This is a genomic window from Candidatus Jordarchaeum sp. (assembly GCF_052745115.1).
This window is the reverse complement of record NZ_JBRAKS010000008.1, coordinates 12,262-29,732: the sequence shown is the minus strand read 5'-3', so window position 1 is coordinate 29,732 and position 17,471 is coordinate 12,262. Positions and strand designations below refer to the sequence as shown.

At 39.1% G+C, this 17,471-nt stretch carries 18 protein-coding genes and 2 pseudogenes; 9 read left to right on the top strand and 11 right to left on the bottom strand.

Annotated elements, in window-relative coordinates:
- Positions 1 to 130: 130 nt before the first annotated feature.
- Positions 131 to 1,195, top strand: a complete 1,065-nt coding sequence (locus ACUVXA_RS01525; protein ID WP_445869459.1) for a V-type ATPase subunit — start codon at positions 131 to 133, stop codon at positions 1,193 to 1,195.
- 14 nt (positions 1,196 to 1,209) lie between these two features.
- Entirely contained in the window at positions 1,210 to 1,542 is a 333-nt protein-coding gene (locus ACUVXA_RS01520; RefSeq protein ID WP_445869458.1) for an ATP synthase subunit C, read from the top strand.
- A 366-nt stretch (positions 1,543 to 1,908) separates the two neighbouring features.
- Here the strand turns inward: ACUVXA_RS01520 and ACUVXA_RS01515 are convergent, their stop codons facing one another.
- The 3 genes from ACUVXA_RS01515 to ACUVXA_RS01505 all read right to left on the bottom strand — a co-directional run bounded on the left by ACUVXA_RS01515 (position 1,909) and on the right by ACUVXA_RS01505 (position 3,326).
- Complete coding sequence (locus tag ACUVXA_RS01515) at positions 1,909 to 2,574, bottom strand: V-type ATP synthase subunit E (protein ID WP_445869457.1); 666 nt, start codon at positions 2,572 to 2,574, stop codon at positions 1,909 to 1,911.
- 11 nt (positions 2,575 to 2,585) lie between these two features.
- Positions 2,586 to 2,903: a hypothetical protein gene (locus ACUVXA_RS01510; RefSeq protein ID WP_445869456.1), complete on the bottom strand. Its 318-nt coding sequence runs from the start codon at positions 2,901 to 2,903 to the stop codon at positions 2,586 to 2,588.
- Positions 2,904 to 3,014: 111 nt separating this feature from the next.
- Positions 3,015 to 3,326 carry a hypothetical protein gene (locus ACUVXA_RS01505; RefSeq protein ID WP_445869455.1) on the bottom strand — a complete coding sequence of 104 codons (312 nt, stop codon included), beginning with the start codon at positions 3,324 to 3,326 and terminating at the stop codon, positions 3,015 to 3,017.
- Positions 3,327 to 3,490: 164 nt separating this feature from the next.
- Here ACUVXA_RS01505 and ACUVXA_RS01500 point away from each other — a divergent pair, with 164 nt between their 5' ends.
- The 6 genes from ACUVXA_RS01500 (at position 3,491) to ACUVXA_RS01475 (ending at position 7,247) form a co-directional block, all read left to right on the top strand.
- Positions 3,491 to 3,706: a hypothetical protein gene (locus ACUVXA_RS01500; protein WP_445869454.1), complete on the top strand. Its 216-nt coding sequence runs from the start codon at positions 3,491 to 3,493 to the stop codon at positions 3,704 to 3,706.
- 212 nt (positions 3,707 to 3,918) lie between these two features.
- Positions 3,919 to 4,179, top strand: a complete 261-nt coding sequence (locus tag ACUVXA_RS01495; protein ID WP_445869453.1) for a hypothetical protein — start codon at positions 3,919 to 3,921, stop codon at positions 4,177 to 4,179.
- Positions 4,180 to 4,280: 101 nt separating this feature from the next.
- Entirely contained in the window at positions 4,281 to 4,475 is a 195-nt protein-coding gene (locus tag ACUVXA_RS01490) for a hypothetical protein (RefSeq protein WP_445869452.1), read from the top strand.
- Positions 4,476 to 4,493: 18 nt separating this feature from the next.
- The gene (locus ACUVXA_RS01485) at positions 4,494 to 4,787 is read left to right on the top strand and encodes a hypothetical protein (RefSeq protein WP_445869451.1); all 294 of its coding nucleotides are present in this window, start codon (positions 4,494 to 4,496) and stop codon (positions 4,785 to 4,787) included.
- A 70-nt stretch (positions 4,788 to 4,857) separates the two neighbouring features.
- Positions 4,858 to 5,409: a hypothetical protein gene (locus tag ACUVXA_RS01480; protein WP_445869450.1), complete on the top strand. Its 552-nt coding sequence runs from the start codon at positions 4,858 to 4,860 to the stop codon at positions 5,407 to 5,409.
- Between the two features lie 362 nt (positions 5,410 to 5,771).
- Positions 5,772 to 7,247, top strand: a complete 1,476-nt coding sequence (locus ACUVXA_RS01475) for a thioredoxin-like domain-containing protein (protein WP_445869449.1) — start codon at positions 5,772 to 5,774, stop codon at positions 7,245 to 7,247.
- Positions 7,248 to 7,287: 40 nt separating this feature from the next.
- On the opposite strand, the gene glmS is transcribed toward ACUVXA_RS01475, so the two are convergent.
- From glmS to ACUVXA_RS01455, 4 genes and pseudogenes are all read right to left on the bottom strand, one after another.
- On the bottom strand, positions 7,288 to 9,108 hold the full coding sequence (gene glmS / locus ACUVXA_RS01470; protein WP_445869448.1) for a glutamine--fructose-6-phosphate transaminase (isomerizing): 1,821 nt from the start codon (positions 9,106 to 9,108) through the stop codon (positions 7,288 to 7,290).
- Positions 9,109 to 9,155: 47 nt separating this feature from the next.
- On the bottom strand, positions 9,156 to 10,517 hold the full coding sequence (gene gatD, locus ACUVXA_RS01465) for a Glu-tRNA(Gln) amidotransferase subunit GatD (RefSeq protein WP_445869447.1): 1,362 nt from the start codon (positions 10,515 to 10,517) through the stop codon (positions 9,156 to 9,158).
- Positions 10,517 to 12,154: pseudogene (gatE, locus tag ACUVXA_RS01460) on the bottom strand (Glu-tRNA(Gln) amidotransferase subunit GatE); the annotation flags it as partial. The gene gatD and the pseudogene gatE, both read right to left, overlap by 1 nt.
- 27 nt (positions 12,155 to 12,181) lie before the next feature.
- Positions 12,182 to 12,463, bottom strand: a complete 282-nt coding sequence (locus ACUVXA_RS01455) for a hypothetical protein (RefSeq protein ID WP_445869461.1) — start codon at positions 12,461 to 12,463, stop codon at positions 12,182 to 12,184.
- Positions 12,464 to 12,646: 183 nt separating this feature from the next.
- Here ACUVXA_RS01455 and ACUVXA_RS01450 point away from each other — a divergent pair, with 183 nt between their 5' ends.
- Positions 12,647 to 14,251 (top strand): tRNA uridine(34) 5-carboxymethylaminomethyl modification radical SAM/GNAT enzyme Elp3, encoded by a 1,605-nt coding sequence (locus ACUVXA_RS01450; RefSeq protein WP_445869446.1) that lies wholly within the window; start codon positions 12,647 to 12,649, stop codon positions 14,249 to 14,251.
- A gap of 137 nt (positions 14,252 to 14,388) precedes the next feature.
- Here ACUVXA_RS01450 and rpl7ae read toward each other — a convergent pair whose 3' ends face one another.
- The 4 genes and pseudogenes from rpl7ae to mvk all read right to left on the bottom strand — a co-directional run.
- Complete coding sequence (rpl7ae, locus tag ACUVXA_RS01445) at positions 14,389 to 14,757, bottom strand: 50S ribosomal protein L7Ae (RefSeq protein ID WP_445869445.1); 369 nt, start codon at positions 14,755 to 14,757, stop codon at positions 14,389 to 14,391.
- A gap of 229 nt (positions 14,758 to 14,986) precedes the next feature.
- On the bottom strand, positions 14,987 to 15,493 hold the full coding sequence (gene idi / locus ACUVXA_RS01440) for an isopentenyl-diphosphate Delta-isomerase (RefSeq protein WP_445869460.1): 507 nt from the start codon (positions 15,491 to 15,493) through the stop codon (positions 14,987 to 14,989).
- A 128-nt stretch (positions 15,494 to 15,621) separates the two neighbouring features.
- Positions 15,622 to 16,425, bottom strand: a complete 804-nt coding sequence (locus ACUVXA_RS01435) for an isopentenyl phosphate kinase (RefSeq protein ID WP_445869444.1) — start codon at positions 16,423 to 16,425, stop codon at positions 15,622 to 15,624.
- A 110-nt stretch (positions 16,426 to 16,535) separates the two neighbouring features.
- A pseudogene (mvk, locus tag ACUVXA_RS01430) lies at positions 16,536 to 17,453 on the bottom strand (mevalonate kinase); the annotation flags it as partial.
- Between the last annotated feature and the right edge of the window lie 18 nt (positions 17,454 to 17,471).

Genomic DNA, 17,471 nt, shown 5'->3' with positions numbered 1-17,471 from the left:
TCTCTCCACTATAAGGGTATCCCTACCCCCAAAAACTCATTTTCAAATACTGGAGAAGGCATAGGCTTTATATACGAGTTTTTGTTAGTAAGCGTGTCCCTTATGGAAACAATTTCAGCGGGGTTAAGACATGAGTTTCCTTTCTTCAGGTCATTATGCCTCCATAAACGCAAAAGTCAGAGCCTTAAAATCAAGAATGCTCACTATCGGAGATTATGAAAAACTGGTGCAGGCAGCGGACATCGATGAGGCTGTCAGATTGCTTAATGCAACCTCCTACGGGGAAGTCTTAGCCAGAGCGGATCTTAGATTCCCCCTAGACACCATAGAAGTTGACAGAGTTCTAAGCGAAGAGCTAAACAAAACTCTCGATCTAGTCGTAAGCTCTTCACCCTACAATGTAAGAAGCTACTTGAAACCCTATCAAAAGAAGCTTTACTATGATAATCTGATACTGGTAATCAATGCGGTGCACTTCAAAACCCCAGCACAAACAGTGTTACAGTACCTAATCCCCCTGTCCCCCAAAGAAATGGATGAATACAAAAATCTTCTAAACATGCAAACAGTCTACCAAGTAATCGACCTCGTCAAGGAGCCCCAAACAAAACAAATTTTACAGGATACAATTCCCGAATACGAATCAATCAAATCACCAATAGTCTTCGAAGCAGCCCTAGAACGCAGCGTCTACAAAACCCTGTGGAACAAAATCGTTACACTAAACGCAACAGACCGAAGATACGCCCAAAAACTTATCGGAACCAAAATAGACCTAATGAACATACTGATAATCATGAGAGCCAAAACCCAACGTCTTCAACCACAAACCATAGAAAACCTCATTCTACCCACATTCTACCGAGCGGAAAACTCGATAATAGACTCCATAGCAGCACGGGACATAGAAGAGGTGCTAAACATTCTCTTAGTATCAGAATACAAATACCTAGCCCACATGGCCAAAGAAGCCTACGGGGAAAACAAATCAACATCAGCCATAGAACACGCATTCGAAGAGTACTCCACCCAACTAGCATACACACTCATGGTAGGCGACCCCTTCCACATCGGTGTACCGATAGCCTTCCTGGACCTTAAGAAAAATGAGATACGAAACATTAAAATAATACTTTTTGGCAAAGTAGAAAAGGTTGAACCCCGCGTCATTCGCGATTTGCTAATAATCTTCTGAATCGAGGTGGCAAAATGAACAAAAAATTCCTACTGCTATATTTGGCGATGGTTTTTGTGGCAATAGCCGCAATCTACAACACTTTCATAGTAGTTTCCCAAGTTCCAAGCCCCCTAAGCATACCAGAGATGGCTAAAACCACCGTCGGTGCGGGTGTAGGTCTTGCCATAGGTTTGGCGGGTGCCGGGGCGGGCATCGGAATGGGCACGGCTTCTGCGGCGGCGATTGGTGCGATTAGTGAGAAGCCGGAGATGTTTGGTAGGACTATTATTTACATTGTGTTGATTGAAGCTATTGCAATTTATGGACTCGTTATTAGCTTCTTGCTACTACCGTACCTAGCTTAAATTGTAAACAGGAAACAATAGATGCTACCCACATTTTTTTTAATCCATTTCACTGAATCCAAATCATAAAAAACCAAGGATTATTGGTTGAGACCGTTATTTTTATGTAACTAACAATGTCCGCGGGATAAAACTAAAGATTTTTAGGTTTTTTAAAAAGAGTTCTTACTATTTTTGTTGCGTATTTAGCTGTTGTGAACGAAGAGGGATTGTTCGTAGTCCTGAGGGTTAACCTATATTTCGGTTTTTGGCAAAGTTGATTGCTAGGAAAAGACTGCTGTGTTTAAACCCCTTTTCCAAGGGACTAGAATCTTCCATGGGTAGAGTATATTATTTTAATTTTAAAAAATGAGGGGGAAGAGCCTATTATTGGAATATTTTTGCGGCTATGGTTCTGATTTTTTCTATTTTTCTTTCCATTATTGCTTTGAAGGTGTTGTCTATGGATATGCTTTTGTCGCTTTTTCTTACTATGCATCCTCCTACTGCTTCTGCTTCCTCTTTAGCGATTTTTAGTGTTGTTTTGTTTTTGGTTTGTTCTTCTACTTTTTTTGCTATGTCTGCTAGGCTCAGTTCTATGTTTTTGTGTTGTTTTGGTAGGATTATTTCAAGTTCGCCGCCATTAAGACCTATTGCGGATCTTAAGACCAATTTTTCTAGGATGTTTTTGTAGTCTTTGGAGGTTGATAGGTTTTGTAGTTTTTCTTGGGCTTTATTTAATGTGGCTTCAATTAGTTCTTCCTGTAGCTTCATTTTTCTCTGTTTTACTTTTAGCTTGGTTTCTCCGATTTTTCTTTTTTTTATTTGTTCTGCTGATTCCTTGCCTTTTCTTAATATTTTTTCTACACTGGTTTCTGTCTTTCTTTTTGCTTCTTCTATTATGGCGCTTGCTTTTTCTTCTGCGTCTTCTATTATTTGGTTTGCTCTTGTTTTCGCGTCTTCTTTTATCTTTTTGACGATTCTTCGGAGTCTTTTATCTTCTGGTTCCTCTTCCATTTTTTCTATCTTCTCGTCGATTAGTTCTTCACTCACCGTTTTTCACCTCACTCTTCTGCCAAGACCTCTTCCACTATGGCTTCTGCAACCGCATCCATTTTTTCACTGGCTCGCGCTCGAATCTTTTTTTCTTCTTCTTCCTCTTCTTTCACTGGTATTTTTTCTTCTTCTTCCGCTTCTTTCTCAGCGCTCTCTATCATTTTTTGAGCTGTTTTTTCCGCTTTTGCAATTTCTTTTGCTTCTATTTCTTTGACCTTTTGCAGTGTGGTACTCCTAATTTGTTCTGCCTCGCTCTCGGCTAAGCTTATTATCTCTTCTGCTTCTTCTTCTGCTTTTCTTATTACTTCTAGTGCATTTGTAACCATTGCATCACCCCTAAGGGACAAGTTTTAGTCAGCAATTCACCCTTTTTAATTTAACGTTGATGTATAACCCATCTTTCTTTCTAAGATTATTATGATGCAAAATCTTTGAAGCTAAACTATGTCTCGTTCCAATCCACTATTTTTCTTATTTAACGGTTCTTTACTCTTTTTAACTTTATAAAGAATGTATATAAATAAACTTTGAATACCAATAATCGTGAAAATCATTCCCACTCCCATTATGAAAATCAAACTGTTTGGAATGGGAAGTGTGTAGGCTGACAGCATATTCCAATAGTTTGACATATATACCATGTTTAATGTAACAACTCCCAGCATTACAAACCAAGTGAAGTAACTGAAGGTCCTAAGTAATGACGATAACCTTTTGGCAGTTTTAATCTGGTTTCTGAGATCAGCCATTAAATCACTCTCATTGACAAGAATAATTGAATCCTGTTAAAAAGATTATGTTAGTGAACTTAGTTTTGGGACATTTTCGGGCTTAGCGTGATAGCTTTAAAGGGTTGAATTGCTTAACATTATAAACTGGTGAATTTTGAAAAATAGATGTGTGCTCATCGAGGTTGAGTACAAACCCCCCGAGAGAAGGGTTAGAAAAACATCCACACCAACCTGCAGGTTTAAGAGTCATCTGTCCCAGCCAAGAGATGCAAAAGAGAGCCGACCTCATAGCGATCCTCGACCCCCGCCTCACCGAAGCCGAAATAATAGTAGCGGTGGAGAAACTGTTTGGACACCCCCTCTGCCCCCTATGCATTACCCATAATTATCGTGGATAATTTTTGCTCTCTAATTTTTTATCATATACGTAATATTTTTTATCGTGGGAACAAGAAAATATGCGTATCTTGCATAAAATTAGAGGAAAGCAATTACTCGTAGCACTTATGGGTAATGCATAGCTCTGCCCCCACTGCGGAAAACCCTGGTTAAGGACGGAACAAACGGTTCCGGAACACCGCAGTACCGGTGCAAGTCCTGCGGAAGGAAAATGGTCTTCTACGCCACATTCGAGGTGAACATAGCCAGATACATAAAGATACTAACCGCCCTAATACTGGTTGTGTGCATCCAAGCATCTGTGGAAGATGTCGCAGAATTCCTCAGCTCAGAGCAGAAACGTCCTCTGGGAAGCCCTGTGGCACCTCCCAGACATCCCCTACAAGACGGACGGAAAACCAAGAGTGATACACTACCGAAAGGAGATAATAGCAGTAGTAAACCTGGATGGACTGTACAGAGGGGAACATGAGCTCCTTCTCACCGTCAGTGGAGAAAGGAAAATCCTGAAGGGAGGGCTGTGAAAAAACTGGGGAAGGACTCCCCCAACTACTAGACGAAACGCTCGAAGGAGTGGAGGCTGACCGGTACCTCTTCATCACCGATGCCAACAGAACAGTGGCCAAGTGGCTTGTGGAACACTTGCGGAGAAAAGACTATATTAGTCATGCAGAACCACACCCTCTGGGGAGACGTCATGACCTACTTCCACTAAGAAGGACGGTGGCGAACCCTACGCCCCAAGAACAGACTCCTTCACAGCAGTAACCCCAAAGAGGAGGGAGAGTGAACTCCTCCCCCCCAGGAATGATTGAGTTCTACAACGGTTTTAAGGGAGTTAACCCCAAACTCACCCTTAGAGACTACTCCACGGGTTACCTTGAGAAGCGGGGACTCCGCCTCCTAGACGAGCTGAGACACCTAGCCTGGGAAACTCAAACGAGGGGAAACCTAGAAGGCCTCTTCCTCACCATGTTTGAAAGGGCGAGACCGCTAAACTCAATCATAAAGGAACTCCGAAGGAGAGGGGAAACAGCGGTGGAAGAGGAAACACGGAGAGTGATGGACGAGATCGCTTAAGCGGTATGCCCGAGTCCCTGGCGCTAAGAGGAAGAAGCTTCTCATTAATGCCTGGAAGTATCTTGATGCGATGCCGGGAGAGGTGGAAGAACTCGGGAAGGCTCTTCTAGGCTCCTGGAGCATGGGTGAGAAAGCAAAGAAGAGGGAGAGTGGGAAAAGGAAAACGAGAGATCCGGGTTTGAAGGCGGTGCTGGTCTACAGGGGTCCACTTCAGGGATGGGAGGAAGCGTCACTCTCCAGAGAGGAGAAGCAAGCCCTCGGCTGGATACTGGGCCTACTAAGAGAGGTCTTTGAAGGAAAGGAGATTACAAACAACATCTGCGAAGCAGACTTTAGCGCCACAGAGGTGGGTGTGAGAGAACGCCGGTCCATGTTCGTATCCCGCGCCACAAGCTTCGTATATCTGAGGCGGAAGGGGATTGAGGCGGTGGCTCGAATAATTGCTTCACACTTCCCCATGAACTTGGTAGGGCTGGAGGCTCCTCACCGAGGACGGGTGCAGCTAAGAGAGGGAAGAACTTACTTCATTGTCTACCGGAATCGTTTTCGGGAGGTCAGCTTTAGGACGGTGACGGTGCTGAGTCGTGTTAAGGGGGATGATCGCTGCCTTCTGCCACCTTAAACAGGAGAGAAAGTATTTTATCCGTCCAAGAATCCTCTAAGCAGAAACCCTCTAATCACGCTAAGCCCGAAAATGTCCTACAAATCTCATCTTAAATATTTTTCTTTTCTATTCCAATTTAGAGTGAGTTGATTTTTCTAGTTTTAGATTTCTAAAAAAAGCTCATAAATCCCCCTTTTAATGGAGATTATAGCCCAAAATCAGCATATTGACAATTCTGAAACTTTTAGGTTAAATTTAAATTCGACGCAAAATTCGTTGTTGTAGTAAAAATGAAAAAGAGAATTACAAAAATTATATCTAAAAACGATGATTCTTTTTTTGATGAGGAGTAATAAAATGTTTTGTAGGAGGGTTATAATATGGTTTACGCCGTTGACTTTCCTGAAAATTTATTTTGGATTAATACTAAAGAGCCGTTAACCATTGAGAAGTTAAAAGGTCACGTAATATTGCTTGATTTTTGGACCTATTGTTGTATTAATTGTATCCATGTTCTTGAAGATCTCAAGTGGTTAGAGGAAAAATACAAGGATGAACCTTTTGTGGTCGTTGGAGTTCACTCGGCTAAATTTGATAATGAAAAGGATATAGATAATATTCGATCTGCCGTAGCAAGGTATAATATTCGTCATCCTGTTTTGGTAGATAATGATCACATATTGTGGAACATTTATGGAATTAATGCTTGGCCTTCATTTATCCTAATTGATACAGAAGGAGACATAATTGGAAAGGCCTCAGGAGAGGGAATAAGGAATGCTTTGGATCGGGAAATAAGTAAAGCTCTAGAGAAGGGAAGAAAAGCTGGAACGATTGCGAAAAATAAAATTGAAATAGTTTTTGATGAATGGGAAGAATCGTTACTATCCTTTCCTGGAAAAATCGATATTGATTCCAAAAACAAACACTTATTTATTAGCGATTCTAATCATAATAGAATTCTTCAGGTTCAACTGGAAAAAGATGATAAGGGAAAGATATTAGCTATTATTGGAAGTGGACGGGAAGGATTAAGAGACGGAACATTTGAGGACGCTGAGTTCAAAAAGCCACAAGGAGTGGTTTACAGAGATAAAAAGCTCTATGTGGCTGATACCGATAATCACGCAATTAGAGAAATCGACCTTAAAAATAAAACTGTAAAAACCATTGCAGGGAAAGGCATACAAGGATACATGCGGCAATTCTCAGGCGACGCAAAGCAAGTGGCTTTGAACTCCCCATGGGACATAGCTCCAGACAAAGAGTACTTATATATTGCAATGGCAGGCAACCATCAAATATGGAGAATGGAAATAAAGTCGGGAATTATTGAAAATTTTGCGGGAAGCGGGGTTGAAAATATTGTGGATGGAAAAGCCTACATGGCTGCCCTTGCTCAACCCAGTGGATTAGACATTGATGATAAGAGACTTTACTTTGCCGACAGTGAAGTATCGGCTCTGCGCTATGTGGATCTTAGGACTGAAGAGGTCAAAACCCTTTTGGGAAAAGGTTTGTTTATATTTGGTAGGTTGAATGGAAATTTTGAAAACGCACTTCTCCAACATCCTCTTGGCCTTGATGCGGTAGAAAACAAGGTTTATATCGTGGACACCTATAATCATGCAATAAGGGTGGCGGATTTAGAAAAAAGGAAACTAACCACACTAATTTATCAACCAATTAAAGGTATTTGCAAAATTGATGACAAAGAATGCAATATGTTATCACTTTATGAACCTAACGATGTTGTTCACTTCGAAAATAAGTTATATATCGCTGATACAAACAATCATCTAATTCGAGTTTTCGACTTGAACAGCAGAGAGTTAAAAGATTTAATTATTAAATAAATAAGGGAAAATAGTAGAGACTTTAATTTTTTAAACTATCCTATAAAACTGTAACGCTTTTCGCTAAATTCCGGGGCTTATCAGGGTCATAACCCCTTTTAGTAGCAGCATAATAAGCCAATAATTGGAGTGGAGTTACATAAGTTATTGGTGAAAAAGGTGCAGGTATTGCAGCCATACCAATCATTCTATTGGACAGCTTCTGTATCTCTTGATCTTTTTCATAAGCTAAACTTATTATTGTAGCTTGGCGCGCCTTCATTTCCATTATATTTCCAATTATTTTATCACGTGTTTCATCAGGAGGGGAAATAAAAACCACCGGGAATCCGGGTTCAATCAAAGCTATTGGACCATGCTTTGATTCTCCTGCGGGGTATGCTTCTGAGTGTATATACGCAATTTCTTTTAGTTTTAAGGAGCCTTCCATTGCCGTGGTGGTGCTAATGCCTCTGCCCAGAAATAGGAAATCTGTTTTATGGGCATATTCGTAAGCAATATCTCTTATGAGACTCTCTTGTTTTTTGATCGTTTTATCAACAATTCGTGGAATTTGAAAGAGTTCCTCCCTAAGTTGTTCCATCTCGCTACCATCAATCTTGCCTCTAATGTCTCCTAGCTGTAAAGATATTAAGGCCAAGCTCGCTAGTTGCACAAGAAATGTCTTTGTGGCAGCAACCCCTATCTCGGGCCCAGCCTGTGTGTATAATGTAAGATCGGATAATCGGGAAATAGTGCTTCCCATCACGTTAGTTATGGAAACTATTTTTGCTCCATTATCCTTAGCGTATTTTATAGCATTTAGAGTATCGGCTGTTTCCCCCGATTGGCTTATTGCAAGAATTGTGGTGTCCTTGTCAACGAGATTGACAGTGGATTCTATGAATTCTGATGAAATTATCGCTTGGCTTTGCATGGCAGAAAGCTTTGATAACATGTATCTTCCAGCTAATCCTGCATGGTAAGAAGTCCCTGCAGCAGTAATGTATAGTCTCTTAGAGTCGTTTAGGGCCTCTGCTATCTGGTTGATTAATTCGGGTCTTATCATGAGAGTACCATTAAGTGCGTGGGATTGCTCATGTATCTCTTTAAGCATAAAATGAGGGTAGCCGCCTTTTTGAGCCATTTCAGGGGTCCAAGATACATTTACTATATTTGGTTGTAATTCTACTTCTCCGTTAATGGTTTCTATCTTTAATTTATTGTAGTAAATAGATGCCATTTCTCCATCACTTAGTAAAACGATTCTTCGCGTCATAGGAAGAAGTGCAGGTATATCTGAGGCACAGTAATTTGCATTTACACCGATACCAATCACTAAGGGGCTTTCGTTTCTAGCACAAACTAATTTATTTGGCTCTTTTGCGCAAATAACGGCTAGGGCATAGGTTCCCCTTAATTTTTTGATTGCGTTTCTAGTAGCCGTGTGGAGATCACACTTGGTTTTTACCATTGTTTCTTCTATTAGATGTGGGATAACTTCAGTGTCAGTTTCTGAAGTAAAGGTGTGTCTTTTCTCCAATTCTTCACGAAGTTCTAGAAAGTTTTCAATAATACCATTGTGAACCACTGCAATTTTATTTGTGCAATCCACATGAGGATGCGCATTATTTTTTGAGGGAAGCCCGTGTGTAGCCCATCTTGTATGCCCTATTCCTACTGTTCCAAGAAGTTTGTTCAAGTCCAATTTTTCGTGGATTTCATTAATTTTTCCTTTCTCTTTCTTTATAAAAAGGGTATTTTGATAAATTGTTGCAATACCCGCTGAATCGTAACCACGATACTCAAGTCTTTTAAGCGCATCATATATGATGGGTGAAGCAAGGTTACTTTTGTCTACAATACCGACTATTCCACACACATTTTTCCCTCAGATCTTCAATGATTAAATTAGAAATCCGGTCTTTTCTATATTTTCTCTAGCCCACCTTGGAGTATTTGGTAACCATTGTATGGCTCCCGAGTAGTTATTTCTCCAGACAGGTTTGTAGTCATTTGCTTGTATATTTCTTTCATATCTTTGGTATGTCCTAGAACATAAATTAGTTTTACATAAGCTGTTTCCGGTAGCATGTTTTTGCACGGAATTACTCCAATTTTCAGAAGGTCTCTTCCCCTTTCATACACATTCATACCTATGAATCCGTAGAGACACTGTGAAGTCATTGCTACCGGAATGTTTTCCTCTATGATCTTCTTTAAAGATTCTATGATTGTTTTTGGGCAGTGACCCAAACCAGTACCTGCCAAAACAATCCCATGATATTCTAAATCTCTGAGATGATTAATAATATCCGCTTCCATTCCGGGATAAGTATATACTAATGCAACTTTAGGGTCGAGTTTAGTATCCGCCTTAACTTTACCATTCTTATTCCTTTTTCTATAATCGTTTCTAATCATTTTTATCTCATCGTTCTGCACTAACCCTATTGGAATGTCGCCAATGGTGCGAAAAGCATCCCGTCTACTAGTATGCATTTTTCTAACTCTGGTACCTCTATGGATTAAATTATAGTCGTCGCTGCTACTTCCATGCATGCAGACAACGACCTCGGCTATATCGCTATATGCGGCAACTCTTGTTGCAGAGATAAGATTTATTGCCGCGTCACTTGAGGGGCGGTCACTACTTCTCTGGCTTCCAACCAGAACCACAGGAACCGGTAAATCCTTCAGCATGAATGATAAAGCTGAAGAAGTGAAATGCATGGTATCGGTGCCGTGGGGAATAATGATGCCGTCTACACCCGAGTTTATCTCCTCTGCTGCTGTTTCAGCAATTTTAATCCAGTACTCTGGAATCATGTCTTCTGAAAACACTTCAAAAAGAAGTTTTGTTCTCAAATTGCATATTTCTGCAAGTTCTGGAACTGCACTAAAAAGTTCCTGCGGGGTAAAAGCGGGGATAACAGCTCCTGTTCTATAGTCCAGCCTGCTTGCAACTGTGCCACCAGTACCGATTAGAAAAACTTTTGGTTTTTTGGCATCGAACTCGATCTCAATTTCGGGAATAGCGTAGAAACCGGGATTATAGCCTATCTCCTTGATTATGGTGTCGCCCGTGATTCTTATTCCGATATTGTAGCCTGTATTTAATTTGAGAACCAAATGCGTATCGTCTCCCATATCTGAGCGGGGAAGTAGTATGCCTTGGTATGTTGCTTCAGGTGTAGTTACTTCAATAACACTCCAAATCTTGACTTTAGCATCTTCTAGTTTTTTTCTAACAAAACCCCAATATCCTTGTAACTCCTCCTTCACGGTCATTATGATCCATCCAACCTTTGTGCTAATTTTTTACGGAGAACCTCAGACACGATTTTTCCATCAACTTTCCCTCTAACCTTTTCCATCACTTTACCCATCATAGGGCTAAACGCTCTTTCACCGCTTTTTTCTATAAAGCCACTACTCTCATCCAGTATTTCATCAATTATTATTTCCAATTTTTCAACAGTAATAGTTTCCAGCTTCAATTCTTTGAGGACTTCCTCGACTGTAATTAAGGGAGAATTTCCAAGCATCCTAAATACTTCTTCTATTGCTTCCTTTGCTATTTTTCCCTGAGAAAGAAATTTGAAAGTTTCTTTAATTTTTTCTTCCGAGATATTTTCTGTTTGAACTCCCTCTCTCTCGAGAGCTTTCATAGTTTGAAGAAGCGATATAGTGACAATTGTTGGGTCTATCTTGAATTCTTCAACAATCTCCCTAAACATCTCCATTTTCCCAGATGCCATTAATTCTTCTACAAACTCTTCTTTTATTTTGTATTTTTCTGCAAGGCGTTTCTGAACCTCCCAGGGATATTCTGGAAGTTTATTTCTAACTGCTTCAACTCTCTCTTTTTCTATAACTAGTGGTGGTGTGTCTGTATCTGGATATAGACGCGCTCCGCCATGCAATTCTCTTAAGAATTCACTATTGCCATTCTCTAAGGCCTTTCTAGTTTCCTGTGGTACACCCTTTAAAGTATCCTTAGCGCGGTTCACAACATTCTCTAACGCCTTTTTTGCTTGACGCTCCTCCCCAATAACAAGTACATAGGAATCTGTTTTTCCCAAGTTAAGAAGTTTACGAAGCTCAGAATCCTCTCCCGTACTAATTTTGTATTTATCGAGGTTTTCATCGGAATGGATAATACCTTTTAGCCCCGTAATCACTATTACTCTCTCAGCGATTTCCTTTCCAAAACTCTTTCCCGGTTGAACCTCTTTACCTAATAACCCGACAAATTTAGGCAGCTTCACCGCCATAACTTTTTCTTTCTTTTTCCTGTTTTTAATTATCTTACACTCCGTGGAAGCGAAAATCTCAGAAACATTCTCAAATTTGTATGAAAAGTCTGCTTCCTTTACTCCTCTACCCAGTAAATCTTTTTTAATATCTATTAGTGCAAGCTGTCTTAATGCTTCATTTTCAGCGAGTTTGGGAATCCAATCTAATTTTTGAACCCCTTTTATTTCAACCCGCCCCCCACCTTCTATACTGACATTTATATCTTGTCTTATGGTTCCGAGCCCCCTCTTAACCTTCTCAGTTGCTCTAAGAAGCATTCCTATCCTATAGGCTGTTTTTAGGATTTCATCCGGATTTTTTATTTCGGGTGATGTGACAATTTCAACCAACGGAATTCCCAGCCTATCTATCCTATAAAAGACCGTGTTTTGCTCTTCTTTAATTTTACGAGCAGCATCTTCCTCTATACATATTGTAGTGACTCCGATTTTCTTACCGTTAATTGGGATGTAGCCATCTGTTCCGATGATTAATGTGCGTTGAAAGCCGCATGGGACTGATCCATCCAGATAATTTTTTCGTAGGATATGTAATTCGTCGATAATCTTAGCGTTAAATAGTAGTGCGATTTCAATGCCTACATCTATAGCTTCTTGAGAGATAGCAAAAGGAGGTGTTTGATGCTTGCAGGTGTTCTACATGCAAGTTTCATCTATCTCGTATGTACAATTAACATCATTAAATCCTTCATACACGACGGTACGTCCTTTTTCATACTCAACCAGCATCGCTTCATCATATTTACCCATCTCACCTAAAACTGGTCTAAAATACCTTCTAACTAGAAATTCTGGTTCCTCAGTTTTTAAAGTCGGTGAACAAAGACAAAAGAGTTTGCGTTTAGTTAAAAGCTCCTGGTGGATTTCAATTCCGGCTTTGAATCCCAGTTTTCCATAATCTAGCTTTAAAGTAACCACCTCCAATTTATAAAGATTCAACCCCATTAAAGTATAGTAACAATAAGAATCAACACCTTTTTCTTCATAAGAATATTCTCTCTAAAAATGTTTTTCTTTAAGGCTTACGAAATTTCAAAGTATTTATAACTATTTCATTACTTAGTCAAAATTAAGATTCTCTTGTTGGGAGTGAAAAAATACTTGGAAACTGTTTACCTACCTGAAATCCAGCAAAAAGAGGCGTACAGAAAAATAATAGAACATATTCTGAACAAAAAGGAAAAAGTGGAACTAAACAAATTAAAAACTAAGGTTTGCCAAGAGTACCATTTGAATAAGGTTCCAAGTAATTCGGAGATTCTGAACTGCGCCTCGGAACAAGAAAGATCACAATTACTTCCAATGCTTAGAAAAAAGAAAACACGTACAATTTCAGGTATTGCAATTGTAGCTGTAATGTCGAAGCCCGCCCCTTGCCCAGGCAACTGCGTCTACTGTCCTGGAGGCACCATTGCGCCAAAGTCATACTCAGGCTATGAACCTGCAGCCATGAGAGGTATTCAGAATAACTATGATCCCTACATGCAAGTAAAATCTAGACTGAACCAGTTAGAAGCAATTGGTCACAGAGTTAAAAAGGGTAAAATTAAACTGGTGATAATGGGAGGAACATTCCTCTCACTTCCTATTGAATATCAGCACCACTTTATACGTAGATGTCTCGATGCAATAACCGGAATACCCTCAGAAACTCTGGATGAAGCAAAAAATAATGCGGAAAATTCTCGTACAAGAAATGTGGGAATTACTTTTGAGACAAGACCGGATTATTGTCGGGAAAATCACATCGATAATATGCTCTATATGGGGGGTACGAAAGTTGAAATCGGAGTTCAAACGGTTTACGATGATATTTACAAATTCATTAATAGGGGCCACACAGTGGAGGATGTGATAGCATCCTTTAGAATGGCTAAGGATTCAGGGCTCAAGATTACAGCCCATGTTATGCCTAATCTTCCAGGTTCGAATTATAATAAAGATTTAAAGACATTCGAAACCCTCTTTAACGACCCAAGATTTAAACCCGATAGTCTTAAGATTTACCCTTGTTTAGTACTTGAGGACACACACCTCTATGATCTTTATCTTAAAGGTGATTATACTCCATATTCCACTGATGAGATTATCAAACTCGTTGCTGAAGTTAAACGTATGATTCCGAAATGGATCCGTATTCAACGTATTCAAAGAGATATACCTTCAAAACTAATTATAGCAGGAGTAAAGAATGGCAATCTTAGAGAACTAGCAGCAGAGGAACTACAAAAAACAGGGGATAAATGCCAGTGTATAAGGTGTAGAGAAGTAGGGCATGTTTTAAAAACAGATCATGATGTTTTAGAAATGGAAGACATCTTTTTGCATAGGGAGAGTTACTCCGCTTCAGAGGGAGAAGAGATATTTATCTCGTTTGAAAATAGGGATAGAAGTATTTTGGTGGGATTTTTAAGACTGCGACTACCATCAGAATTAGCACATAGAAATGAGATACAAAGCAGCGAGTCGATGATGGTTAGAGAGTTACATGTTTACGGTCCACTTGTACCCATTTATGAAAAGCCAAAAGATGAGTGGCAGCACAGAGGATATGGTAAAAAATTGCTCAGTTTAGCCGAAAAAATAGCTAGAGAAGAATATGATGCCAAAAAGTTACTGGTTCTTTCTGGCCTTGGAGTTAAAGAATACTACTATAAATTGGGATACAAGCCTGATGGGGTTTATGTTTCAAAAAAGCTAAATTAAAGAACCCTCGCTTCTTAAAATAGCAGAGGATAATAAAAAATATCAACTTTTTTAAAAAATTTTAATATTCAAATTTTCACTAAACGGTGTGTTTTCTGAATAAATAACAGCGGGATATTCTAATTTAGTGCTTGTATCTACTTTAGCTCTGACACTTTTTTGGCTATATCGCTGATTAAGTCTTTTGCGTTTCCCGGATCGGTTATGCTTGCAGCGGCAGAGGGTACATCTATTCCTGAGGCAACTCCGATTTGTTCCTTTTTAGGAACATACACATAGGGAATTTTCTTTTCTTCGCAGAGTAAAGGTAAATGAGCTACAACTTCTGGAGGGTCAACATCCTCCGCAATTATAACCAGTTTAGCATCCCCACGTTCTAGGGTCTTCGTCGTCTCATTTGTGCCCTTTTTAACCTTACCGGTATCACGCGCAACTTCTAATGCTTGGAGAGATTTTTTGACAAGTTCATCTGGAACTTTGAATCTCACATAAAAGGGCTTCGACAACAATCATTCCTCCTTCGGGCAATGCCCTCATAATTTTAGTGGGTCATCACTCACAGTTAGTTTTTTAGTGAGAGATAAGTTATCAGGTTTCACTTATGAAATTTTTGGTTTTTTATTTCTTTCCAGAGCTTTATGTTATTGCAGTCATTAATTTTAAGGTTTCTCTCGTCCTTTCAGTAAACCATCTCATTACTATTTACTCTTATCTTAGCCTAACAATAAACTCTAGCTATCCCGATAGAAATTTAAGAACCTCACTTAAAGCGATTTTAAACCATTCAGTATAATTTTCTGGATGTCTTTGGACGCTTTCCTTGAGGATATCTATTTTTATCCATTTAAAATCTTCCGCTTCTTCCGGATTTATTTTAACTACCCCATCATAGTCTCCAATAAAAACATGGTCAAATTCATGTTCTGTAAGTTTGTTATCAAGACTGGTTTTGTATATAAAATGAAAGACTTTTCGCAAATCACAATCGAAACCCATTTCTTCTTTCAATCTTCGATGGGCAGCATACTCTAGATTTTCCCCTGGTCTCGGATGGCTGCAACACGCATTTGACCACAAACCACCAGAGTGATACTTGCTTTTTGCCCTTTTCTGAAGAAGCATCTCCCCTTTTGAATTAAAAATAAAAATAGAAAAAGCTCTATGCAATCTTCCTTCTTTGTGTGTCTTTATCTTTTCCTCGGAACCTAACTCCTTATCATTTTCATCCACAAGAGTAACCATCTCGTCCACAGGATACCGCCTCTTTTTGATTAAATGCTTAGTTAATATGTTGATGTCTAAACGTCACTTTTATATAAAAATTTCTGCAATATTATCATATTTAATGTTATTTAATTAACGAATTTCTATTATTGAGAGGATATTAAAGTTCCTAATTCCTTGTTGCCTAGTAGGGATTGAAGTATGTATCCCTGCTTTTTAGCGTTTATTATTTCAATTTCTATCCCTTTTTTTACCAGAGGTAAAACTTCTAAGACTTTACGATGCATTCCTCCCGTAACATCGGTTGTTTTGGACCCTGAAACATTTCTTAGAATTTGTTCAATATTATCGGGTGTTATTAGACGGATTAACTTCGCATTTTTATTCGTATAAGGATCAGAATCAAATACCCCATCTACGTTAGTTCCAAAAATCACGTGCTTAGATTTTAATTTCTGTGCCAAAAAGGTCATGATGTGATCACCGGATAATATGCTATAGCCCTGTTTTTTATCAAAAACGGCGTCTCCCCAGAGCACAGGTATACAGTTCAAATCCATTGCAAGCATCAAAGTTTTTATAAAAACATCCGATAATTTACCATTCTCCTGAATGGAAATGGCAGAGGGTTGTAAAGGAATAATAGGCAATCCAACTTTCTGAAAAGCATCCACAAATATCATATTCAGTTCACGCATAACTTGAACCGTTTTGGTGAATCCCAAAAGTTGATTACCGGATTTTAACCCCAGATGCACTTTATACTTGTTAGCTATTCTATGTCCGAATGAGCCTCCACCGTGAACTAAAACCAGTTTCAGGTTAGGATTCTTGCTGAATGATTCTTTGATTTCTCGGGCTATTCTCTTTATGGCTTTAAGATCAGCTTCTATACCCTTCTCTTTTTTGGTTATAACACTTCCTCCAATCTTAAGTACGATAATACTCATTTGAATCTCTTCCGAAATAGTTCAATTTGTTATTCAGCTTCATATATTCCAAATCTCAAACATAAATTAAAAATTCAGATAAATAATACTATTTTTCATAAGACAAACGTCTATTTCTCTATTTTAACTCCTTTTGACGAGATACTTGTAATAAGGGGTTTACCTTTAGCTTTTTGAATAGCATCAGCTATTAGTTTCTGTTTTGTTTTGGGACATAAGGCTATCATACATCCCCCTCCTCCCGCTCCCGTTAACTTAGCACCATATGCTCCATTATTTCTAGCTACACTTATCAGTTTATTAAGTTCAAATGTGGAAACACCTAGCGCTTCTAATAATCCTTGATTGATATCCATTAATTCACCAAGTGCCGGTAAATCATTTTTCTTCAAGAACCTTAGACTCTCTATGACTAGAATCCCTATCGAATTCAAAACAGAGTTTACTATCTCTTTTTGCCTATCTCTCCTTAGCTTGACCTTTCTAACCCATTCCGCTGTGCTTCTTTCTATACCTGTATCGCCAATCACAAGAGGAATTCTGGAATTTATTTTGATTTGTCTTATATCTCCCCTTTTATAAAGTATAGCACTACCAAATGTTGTAATTGTATTGTCTATTCCAGATGGAGTCCCATGAACAATTTTTTCAGCCTCAAAAGCTATATTGGAAATTTCGGATTCTGAAAGCTTCAGTTTTAGACAGGTGCTTGTAGCCGCAGCAGTAGCTACAGAGACCGCTGCAGAGGATCCCAGTCCTGCCCCAGGAGGGATTTCCGATTTTATCGATATGTTAAAACCGTAATTAAAACCGCTGCGACACGAAATCTCTTTACAAACAGCCCATATTGGCTTGAAAACAAGCGGTAAACTTGAACCGGAATAATAATCTTCATCAATTTTTAATTTTGACTTTCCATATTCTTGTGAGAAAACCTGGTATTCTTTTTTATCATTCAAACTAACAGTCACATAAACTCGTTTATCTATTGCGGCTACTAAGGCAGGTTCCCCATAGACAACCGCGTGTTCACCGAAAAAAAATTA